The following is an 8457-nucleotide window of genomic DNA, read 5'->3' as shown; positions in this document are numbered from 1 at the left end:
AGACCGGGCGTCACGGCCCTGTGGATAACTTTCGACAGCTGTCGGCGCCCGCTCGTACCTTGACCTCATGACGTACTGGATCAACACCGTCAGCCGCGGCCACGTGCAACGTGGCGTGGCGGGCGGCTTCACGCAGGCCAATCACGGCAAGCCCCACATGCTCCGCAGAATGGCACGGGACGACTGGATCGTCTTCTACTCGCCGAAGACCGACTATCCCAACGGCGATCCGCTGCAGGCGTTCACCGCCATTGGACGGATCGTCGACGACGAGATCTACCAGGAGGATTTCGATCCCGAGTTCCAGCCCTGGCGCCGCAAGGTCGCGTTCGTGCCGTGCCAGGAGACGCCGATTCGACCGCTGCTCGACGACCTCGACTTCATCGAGAACAAGGCCCAGTGGGGCTACCGCTTCCGATTTGGCGTCTTCAAGATCGATGAACACGACTTCGCGGTCCTCCGTGCGGCGATGACGGGAGCGCCGCAGACCGCCGGGGCTACCCTGGAGGGGTGAGCAACACCGAACAGGCACCCGACCAAGTCGCCTGCGGTGCTTCGCGATTCACCGGAGTCTTGCATCCGAGGGAGGTCCCGCTCGGCGGGCCGCGAGCCATCCGGGTGCGACGAACCCTTCCGCAACGCGAACGTTCGTTGATCGGGGCGTGGTGCTTCATCGATCACTACGGCCCGCACGACGTCCGATCGAGTGCGGGGATGGACGTCCCGCCGCACCCACACACCGGTCTGCAGACGGTGAGCTGGCTGTTCAGCGGTGAGATCGAACATCGCGATAGTGCGGGCGTGCACGCCACGGTCCGGCCCGGCGAGCTCAACTTGATGTCCGCAGGCGCAGGCATCTGCCACTCCGAGGTGTCGGACGCGCGGTCACCGATCCTGCACGGGGTGCAGCTCTGGGTCGCCCTGCCCGCCGCCGACCGCAACTCCGGGCGCGACTTCGTCCACTACGCCCCCCACGTGCGTCACGTCGGGGGTGTGCGGACGCGGGTCTTCATCGGCGAGCTCGATGGCGCCCACTCCCCCGTGCCGACCTACACCCCACTGCTGGGAGCACAGCTCGACCTGGCTCCCGGCGCGACGATCGAACTGCCCGTCGACCCGGCCTTCGAGCACGGCGTGCTGCTCGATCAGGGGGACATTCACGCAGGTGAAGAGGCCGGCGGAACGGTACTCGGCATCGCGGACCTCTGGTATCAGTCACCGGGTCACGACACCGTCGCGCTCGCCAACCGCGGCGACCGGCCCGCCAGGGTGCTGCTGCTGGGCGGCCCGCCGTTCGGCGAGGAACTGGTGATGTGGTGGAACTTCGTCGCCCGCAGCCACCAAGAGATCGTGCAGTATCGACAAGAGTGGCAGGACCACGACGAACGGTTCGGCGCGGTCGCCGGCTATCCGGGGGCCCGGCTGCCTGCCCCGCCGCTGCCCACCACCACGCTGTTGCCCAGGCCCAATCCGTGACTCCGGGAGTACGACCATGACGCTCGACCAGACCGGCGCACCGACCACCGTCTCCGAAGAACCGGGACGCTTCACCGTCGCCGTCGACGGCCAGACCGTCGGGCTCGTCGACTACGTCGACCGCGGCGGTCGACGTACCTTCCCGCACACCGAGGTCATCAGGACGTTCCGCAACCGGGGATTGGCGACCATCCTCGTCGCCGAGGCGCTGCAGTCCACCCGAGCGGCGGGGCTGCGGATCGTGCCAGCGTGCTCGATGGTGGCCGACTACGTCGACAAGCACCCCGAGTACGACGACATCGTCGACCCGGTCTGATCTCCGGGCGGCGATGGCCGGCGATGTCGCGAGCTCGTTAACTCACTACGGCACAGCAGGTTTGCACTTCATCAACGCGGACTACCCCATCAACGCGGACTACACCGTGACGTCGAGTCGGCTTCCCGTGGGCCACGACATCGGCCTCGCGGCGCTGACGCACACCAGTCACGAAGGCGGCGCGACCGGAACGACGGCGATCTTCGACCGGTGCGGCCGATCGGCGGTGCCATCGCCACAGCACGGGGCAATCCGGGCTTCGATCCTCCCAAGCAGCGCTAGCGCCCGCCTCAGTTCAGGTACTGCGCGGTCGATCCCGCCACCGGCATCTCGGGCATGCCGAGCTTGCGGTGGTCCCAGCTGCGCAGCCGGCTGGGCACCACGCGCACGGCAATCCGGTTGTGCATCATCTGGTCGACGAACGGCCTCGTGTCGTCGGTGTAGGGGCCCGTGTACCGCTCCCACACGCTGATTCCCACGCGCAGAAGCTGTTCCGGGTCGCTGTCGACGATCTCGGCGCGTCCGTCGATGGACACGCCACGCAGCGTGTCGTAGGTATGGCCGTCCTCGATCATCACCGTGATGGTCGGGTCGCGGCGCAGGTTGACCGCCTTCTGTGACTTGGCCTTGGTCTCGAACCAGATCTCGCCGTCGAGCACGGCGTACCACATGGCGATCAGATGGGGCCTGCCACTGGGCAACAAGGTCGCCATGGTGGCGGTACGACTGTGCTCGATGAACTCAACGATCTCGCCGTCGCTCATCACGATCTTCGAGCGTTCGTTCTTTCCCATCGGATATGCCTATCAGTTACCCGTGACGGCGACCGTTACCGGGGCGCCGGTATACCCTCTGCGCAGTTCGGTAACTCAACCTCACGGAGCGAAGCGGGCAATGGCGCAACGGGCTGGCAGATTCACGGCGATGGTGGCCATCGCCTGCGTGGCGATGCTCCTGGGGGCGTGCGGCTCCACGACTCAGGGTCGGGCGTCCTCGCCGCTGTACGACCCGTTCAAGGCGGGCGGTCTGCCTGCCAAGGACGGACCGAGCGGCATACGCGAAGGCGCTCCAGCCCCCACCGGCACCGTCGAGAACACCAACGGCGGCGAAGAGGACCGACTCGCGCTGCTGTCGGTCAACGACATCGAGGACTATTGGCGTCAGCAGTACTCGGAGTCCCTGCAGGGCGAGTTCACGCCCGTGCAGACCCTGGTGTCATACGACTCGCAGGATCCCGCCAGCCCGACCCTCTGCGGCGACTCCACCTATGACAGTCCGAACGCCTTCTATTGCCCGCCAAGGGATCTCATGGCGTGGGACCGCGGTCAGCTAATCCCCATCGGCCAGCAGTTCTTCGGCGACGTGTCCGTCGCGGGCGTGCTGGGCCACGAGTACGGGCACGCCGTTCAGGTGATGGCCGACCTGGTCGGCGAATCCACCCCCGGGCTGGTCTGGGAGCAGCAGGCCGACTGCTTTGCGGGGAACTACATCCGGTGGGTGGCCGAAGGCGAGTCGCCGCGGTTCGAGCTCAGCACGGGCGACGGGCTCAACCACCTGCTGGCCGGGCTGTTGACGCTTCGCGACCCCACCTACGGCCCCGACGAGGCGGCCGACATCAGCGAGGGCCATGGGACGGCGCTCGATCGGATCAGCTCGTTCCAGATGGGCTTCACCGGCAATCCGTCGGATTGCGCAAAGATCGACGAGGCCGAAATCGCCCAGCGCCGCGGCGATCTCCCGCTGACTCTGCCCGTCGACGGATACGGCGCGGTGGCATCCGGGGACATCCCGCTCGACGAGGACGTCGTCACGCAGTTCGTCGACATCCTCGGCGAGGTGTACCAATTGAACGAACGCCCCGCACTGTCGTTCGACGCGCCGCAGTGCGCGAACGCCCAGATGACTCCGCCGGCCTCGTACTGCCCGGATAGCAACACGATCTTCGTGAACATGCCAGCCCTTGTCGAGATGGGCACACCAGCGGGTCCGAGCGATTACGTCCTGCTGCAGGGCGACAACACCGCGTTCTCCGTGGTGACGTCGCGTTACGCGCTGGCGGTGCAGCGGGAACACGGCGACGCGACTCTCGATTCGCCCGCGGCCGCACTGCGCACCGCGTGCCTGACGGGGGTCGCGCAGGCCGCCATGTCCAACCCCGCAAGCGACCTCGGCCTCACGCTGACCGCTGGTGACATCGACGAAGCCGTCGCCGGTCTCTTGACCAACGGCTTGGCGGCCAGCAACGTCAACGGTGAGACCGTGCCCGCCGGCTTCACTCGGATCATCGCCTACCGGTCGGGCCTCAGCGGCGACCGGGACCTCTGCTACGCACGCTTCAAGTAGTTACGACTCCCATCGGGCCCGACCCGTCGCCACCGCGTAGGAGGCCTGGCATCCGGCGTGCCGTTGACGCGCCCGTCAACGGTTATCATGTACCCACTAGCAACACCTTCAGCGCGATGGGAGTTGGCGGACAGTTGGCCAAGAGAACAGTCGTCGAGTGGATTGACGACATCGACGGATCCGCCGCGGCAGAGACGGTGACGTTCACCATCGACGGTTCGCGATACGAGATCGACCTCTCCGAGGAGAACGCCGCCAAGCTCCGCAAGGCCATGAAGAGGTGGGTCGAGGCCGCCAGGCGGTCGGGCACCAAGAAGGCACGCGGCACCCGCCCCAAGGAAGATCCCGCGGAGTCTGCAAAGGCTCGAAAGTGGGCACTGGACAACGGTTTCGACGTGGGGCCGCGCGGCAGGCTTCGCTCCGAGGTGCTCGACGCGTTCAGGTCGCGCCCCGCGGACAAGTAGGCGTTCGACGCGCCGCCAACGAACGACACGGGCCACCACCGCAGTGTTGGCGGCGGCCAACACATTTCCCGCGATCGTCGACGGGCACACATCTGGGCGAGTGCCCCACGGCGTCAACCGCGTTGCGGAACAACGGAAGGCGCGGCATGGCCGTCGACAACGTTCCGCGCACCATCATCAACTGGACATGTCGGCCCGACAGATGGGCCCCGCTCGTGAGCAGGCACCGCAGGCACGGTCGCGACTTCGCGTCCAGAACCGATTGAGCGCGAAGAGGATTCGACGCAGCACGATCAAACGATGACACCAACGCGAGCAAGAGTCCATTGCCGACGACGATCCACGCCCCCAGCGCGAGTCCAACGGCGCTTAGCTCGCCCGCCCTACTCGGCCAGCGCACTGCCCTTCGTCCACTCCTCCCACGGCACGCTCCAATCTCCGTTCTGCCACTGCTCCAGCGGCTTGCCTCCGGTATTGCGGACCTCGACGACGTCGCCGGGCTGGGAGAACTCGTAGAACCACTGCGCATTCTCCGCGCTCAGATTGAGGCAGCCCGCCGAGACGTTGGTGTTGCCCTGCGCCCACACCGTGGCTTCCCGCTCGTGCAGATAGATGCCATCGGGGCTGATTCGCGTCGCGTACGGCACGCTGATCCGGTAGCCGGACGGTGAGTCGATGGGCAACCCGTAGGTCGAGGAGTCCATCAAGACCGGGTTGGCCTTGTCCATGACGGTGTAGACCCCCGACTGCGTCCAGAACGCAATCGTCTTGCCACCAACGGTTTCCGTGCCCCCTCGGCCCATCGACGTGGGCATCGTGCGGACCAGGACGCCGTTCTCATAGACGCTGACCTGTTTGGTGAGGTCGTCGGCGACCGTCACGTGCGACGGTCCGATGGTGAAGTCGACCCGTTGGTCGGCTTCGCCATAGAGACCTCCCCCGAGTGGGGCACCGTAGATGTCCGCCGCCACGCTGACGGCGGTGTTGGGCGCGAAGTACTCCCTGGGTCGCCAGTGCGCCTTCTGGTCGCCGACCCAGGACCAGGCGCCTTCGACGGGCGGGGTGGTCGTGACCTTCATCCGACCCTCGGCCGCCAACCGATCCGTGACGGGCGAGTCGAATCGGGCGACGATGACGGTTCCCACGCCGTAGGTACCGCCATCGCGCAACCGGGCCCCGGAGGTCGTCGTCAGCTCCACGCCCGCCTGATCCTGCGGAACGACGGTGGAGAAGCGCGTCGTTCGCGTCGCGATCGTGGCGTCGGATCCGCGGCCGGTGGCGGTCAACGTATAGGTGCGGCCGTAGCCGAGAGGTTCGGCGGGCCGCCATGCCTTACCGTCCGAGGCCATCGCTCCGGCAATCACCCGACCCTGCTCGTTGACCATGCGGACATTCGTCAGCGTCCCGGAGATCGCCTCGACCCAGGCTGCGCCGGTGGGTTGAACGTCCTGGGCGCCGGGGGGTGGCGACACCGAGATCTTCGCGGGCACGGTGACCGGCGCCGGTTGTTCCGTCGGGGTTGCCGCCGCCTCGATGCGGCCCTGCCGGGTATCGCGGGTGGTGGTCACCAGGACGACGGTGGTCACGGCGATCGCGACGAGCACCGTGCCGAGACGGCGGCGTTCGAGCATCAGGGCACATCTCCGATCGGCGCAGGAGTCACGAATCTACGCATCAGGATAGTAGATGGCATCCAGGAAGCATGCCAACATATGCATGTATCGATGTATGCTCGGCTCGTCCCACCGGACGACGACCGAGAGGAGGCGCGAGCCATGGGGGAAAGCGCGCACGACCACGGCCACGAACACGGGCACGGGGTATCGGCCGACGCCAACAAGAAGTGGCTCTCGCTGGCACTCGTCCTGATCGTCGGCTTCATGGCAGTCGAGGTGGTCGTCGGCATTCTGGCCGGGTCGCTGGCCTTGATCACCGACGCTGGCCACATGCTCACCGACGCCGCCTCGATCGTGCTGGCGCTGGTCGCGATCCGCCTGGCGGCCCGACCCGCTCGCGGTGACTACACCTACGGCCTCAAGCGTGCGGAGATCCTCTCCGCCCAGGCCAACGGAATCACCCTGCTCCTACTGGCCGCGTACTTCATCTTCGAGGGCATCCGCCGGCTGTTCTCGCCCGGCGAGGTCGAGGGACTGCTGGTGTTCGTCACCGCGCTCTTCGGCATCGTGGTGAACATCGCCGCCGCGTGGTGCATCAGCAAGGCCAATCGCACCAGCCTCAACGTCGAGGGCGCATTCCAGCACATCCTCAACGACCTGTACGCATTCATCGCGACCGCGATCGCCGGTGCGGTGGTGTGGCTCACGGGCTTTGCCCGCGCCGACGCGATCGCCGCCCTGGTCGTCGCGGCACTCATGATCAAGGCGGGCTGGGGTTTGGTCCGGGCGTCGGGCCGGATCTTCCTCGAGGCCGCCCCCAAGGGCATGGACACCGTCGCCATCGGCGGGCAGCTGGCGTCGGTGGCTTCGGTCGCCGAGGTGCACGACCTCCACATCTGGGAGATCACGTCCGGCCAGGCTGCGCTGTCGGCCCACGTCATCGTCAACGACGGCGCCGACTGTCATGCGATCCGCGGAGACCTGGAACGCATCCTGCACGACAGCCACCACATCGATCACACCACGCTGCAGGTCGATCACGTCTGCGCGGACGATGAGGACTCGCACTGCGTCGAGCCCCACGGACAGTCCTACCGCGGGGCTTGATGCCCGCGCCCGTGGCGCGCTATGGCGTCAGCACCGTCGAACCGTGAGTCCGACGCCCCTCCAGGTCGCGGTGCGCCTGAGCGGCGTTCGCGAGGTCATACCGCTCCCCGGTGGTCACCGTCACGGTTCCATCGACGATCGCGTCGAACAATTCGCCCGCCCTCCAGATGAATTCCTCACGGGTGCGGTTGAAGTGGGTGCGAAGCGGTCGGGTGAGGTACACCGAGCCTGCCGCATTGAGGCGCTGCGGGTCGACGGGCGGCACCGGTCCACTGGCGGCGCCGTACAGCGCCAGCGTGCCGCGCACTGCGAGGCTCGCCAGGCTGGCGTCGAACGTCGTCCTGCCAACCCCGTCGTACGCCACGGCCACGCCGTTGCCTCCGGTCAGCGCGCGAACCGCTGCGCCAAACGACGCGGCGTCCTGGGGATAGTCGAGCACCTCGACGGCACCCGCCCGACGGGACAGATCGGCTTTCTCCGGCGTGGACACTGTCGCAAGGACTCTCGCGCCCATGCTGGTGGCCCACTGCGTGAGGATCAGTCCGACGCCGCCGGCACCCGCGTGCACTAGCACGCTGTCGCCGGCTTCGACGGCGTGCACCGACTTGATCAGCAAGTGCGCCGTCAATCCCTTGAGCAGCGCCGAGGCCGCTATCTCAGCGGGGATGTCCATGGGGACCGCGGCGGTCAACTCGACGGGTGCGACGCAGTACTGCGCGTAGGCACCGGTGGCGTCGGCGCTCGCCACGCGATCACCCACCGCGAAGGCGGTGACGCCATCACCGATGGCGGCCACGACCCCACACACTTCGCTGCCGACGACGAACGGCAGGTCGTGCGGGTAGAGCCCCGTCCGAAAGTAGGTGTCGATGAAGTTGACGCCAATGGCTTCGGCTTCGATCAACACCTCCCCCGGCCTTGGCGACGGCGTCGGCCGCTCGACGTAGGTGAGGACGTCGGGGCCGCCCGTTTCAGAGATTTCGATGGCATGCATGGCGTGACTCCTATCGATCGGTCGTGGCGAGCCACGCTGCGTCTTCCGACGCAGTGGTGGGCGTCGAATCGGCTGTGGTGCAGGTGTAGATGGGCACGGCTTCTCCTCGTTGGGGGAGCTCGGCGGGGGTTCGTGGCCCCC

Annotated in this window: 9 protein-coding genes and 1 pseudogene; 7 read left to right on the top strand and 3 right to left on the bottom strand. The window is 67.1% G+C overall.

The genetic code is table 11. The features are described from left to right. The first annotated feature begins 67 nt into the window (after positions 1-67). The 4 genes and pseudogenes from ABW137_RS02330 to ABW137_RS02315 form a co-directional block, all read left to right on the top strand. Positions 68-514 (top strand): EVE domain-containing protein, encoded by a 447-nt coding sequence (locus ABW137_RS02330; RefSeq protein WP_526396486.1) that lies wholly within the window; start codon positions 68-70, stop codon positions 512-514. Next, the gene (locus ABW137_RS02325; protein WP_526396484.1) at positions 511-1476 is read left to right on the top strand and encodes a pirin family protein; all 966 of its coding nucleotides are present in this window, start codon (positions 511-513) and stop codon (positions 1474-1476) included. The genes ABW137_RS02330 and ABW137_RS02325 overlap by 4 nt, the downstream gene beginning before the upstream one ends. A gap of 16 nt (positions 1477-1492) precedes the next feature. Next, positions 1493-1792 carry a GNAT family N-acetyltransferase gene (locus ABW137_RS02320; protein WP_526396482.1) on the top strand — a complete coding sequence of 100 codons (300 nt, stop codon included), beginning with the start codon at positions 1493-1495 and terminating at the stop codon, positions 1790-1792. Positions 1793-1796: 4 nt separating this feature from the next. Beyond that, positions 1797-2074, top strand: a pseudogene (locus ABW137_RS02315) (thioesterase family protein); the annotation flags it as partial. Positions 2075-2082: 8 nt separating this feature from the next. On the opposite strand, the gene ABW137_RS02310 reads toward ABW137_RS02315, so the two are convergent. Beyond that, positions 2083-2586, bottom strand: coding sequence for a pyridoxamine 5'-phosphate oxidase family protein (locus ABW137_RS02310; RefSeq protein ID WP_526396480.1), 504 nt, complete (start codon positions 2584-2586; stop codon positions 2083-2085). A gap of 100 nt (positions 2587-2686) precedes the next feature. Here ABW137_RS02310 and ABW137_RS02305 point away from each other — a divergent pair, with 100 nt between their 5' ends. Continuing rightward, on the top strand, positions 2687-4135 hold the full coding sequence (locus ABW137_RS02305; RefSeq protein WP_526396478.1) for a neutral zinc metallopeptidase: 1449 nt from the start codon (positions 2687-2689) through the stop codon (positions 4133-4135). A 116-nt stretch (positions 4136-4251) separates the two neighbouring features. Continuing rightward, positions 4252-4599, top strand: coding sequence for an Lsr2 dimerization domain-containing protein (locus tag ABW137_RS02300; protein WP_526396476.1), 348 nt, complete (start codon positions 4252-4254; stop codon positions 4597-4599). Between the two features lie 383 nt (positions 4600-4982). Here the strand turns inward: ABW137_RS02300 and ABW137_RS02295 are convergent, their stop codons facing one another. Continuing rightward, a complete protein-coding gene (locus ABW137_RS02295; RefSeq protein ID WP_526396474.1) occupies positions 4983-6230 on the bottom strand; it encodes an Ig-like domain-containing protein in 1248 nt (415 codons plus the stop codon). A 144-nt stretch (positions 6231-6374) separates the two neighbouring features. Here ABW137_RS02295 and ABW137_RS02290 point away from each other — a divergent pair, with 144 nt between their 5' ends. Then, the gene (locus ABW137_RS02290; protein WP_526396472.1) at positions 6375-7322 is read left to right on the top strand and encodes a cation diffusion facilitator family transporter; all 948 of its coding nucleotides are present in this window, start codon (positions 6375-6377) and stop codon (positions 7320-7322) included. A 19-nt stretch (positions 7323-7341) separates the two neighbouring features. On the opposite strand, the gene ABW137_RS02285 is transcribed toward ABW137_RS02290, so the two are convergent. Next, positions 7342-8316 carry a quinone oxidoreductase family protein gene (locus tag ABW137_RS02285; protein WP_526396470.1) on the bottom strand — a complete coding sequence of 325 codons (975 nt, stop codon included), beginning with the start codon at positions 8314-8316 and terminating at the stop codon, positions 7342-7344. Positions 8317-8457 lie beyond the last annotated feature (141 nt).

Source organism: Mycobacterium sp., from assembly GCF_040509115.1.
Classification (GTDB): Bacteria; Actinomycetota; Actinomycetes; order Mycobacteriales; family Mycobacteriaceae; genus Mycobacterium.
The sequence above is the reverse complement of the archived record's forward strand: the minus strand, read 5'-3'. Positions and strand labels throughout refer to the sequence as shown.

What these genes read in the sequence shown, in the direction of transcription:
- ABW137_RS02320 (WP_526396482.1), top strand. Translation starts at nt 1,493, where the DNA reads ATGACGCTCGACCAGACCGGCGCACCGACCACCGTCTCCGAAGAACCG.
- ABW137_RS02295 (WP_526396474.1), bottom strand. Translation starts at nt 6,230, where the DNA reads ATGCTCGAACGCCGCCGTCTCGGCACGGTGCTCGTCGCGATCGCCGTG.
- ABW137_RS02285 (WP_526396470.1), bottom strand. Translation starts at nt 8,316, where the DNA reads ATGCATGCCATCGAAATCTCTGAAACGGGCGGCCCCGACGTCCTCACC.
- ABW137_RS02300 (WP_526396476.1), top strand. Translation starts at nt 4,252, where the DNA reads ATGGGAGTTGGCGGACAGTTGGCCAAGAGAACAGTCGTCGAGTGGATT.
- ABW137_RS02310 (WP_526396480.1), bottom strand. Translation starts at nt 2,586, where the DNA reads ATGGGAAAGAACGAACGCTCGAAGATCGTGATGAGCGACGGCGAGATC.
- ABW137_RS02305 (WP_526396478.1), top strand. Translation starts at nt 2,687, where the DNA reads ATGGCGCAACGGGCTGGCAGATTCACGGCGATGGTGGCCATCGCCTGC.
- ABW137_RS02330 (WP_526396486.1), top strand. Translation starts at nt 68, where the DNA reads ATGACGTACTGGATCAACACCGTCAGCCGCGGCCACGTGCAACGTGGC.
- ABW137_RS02290 (WP_526396472.1), top strand. Translation starts at nt 6,375, where the DNA reads ATGGGGGAAAGCGCGCACGACCACGGCCACGAACACGGGCACGGGGTA.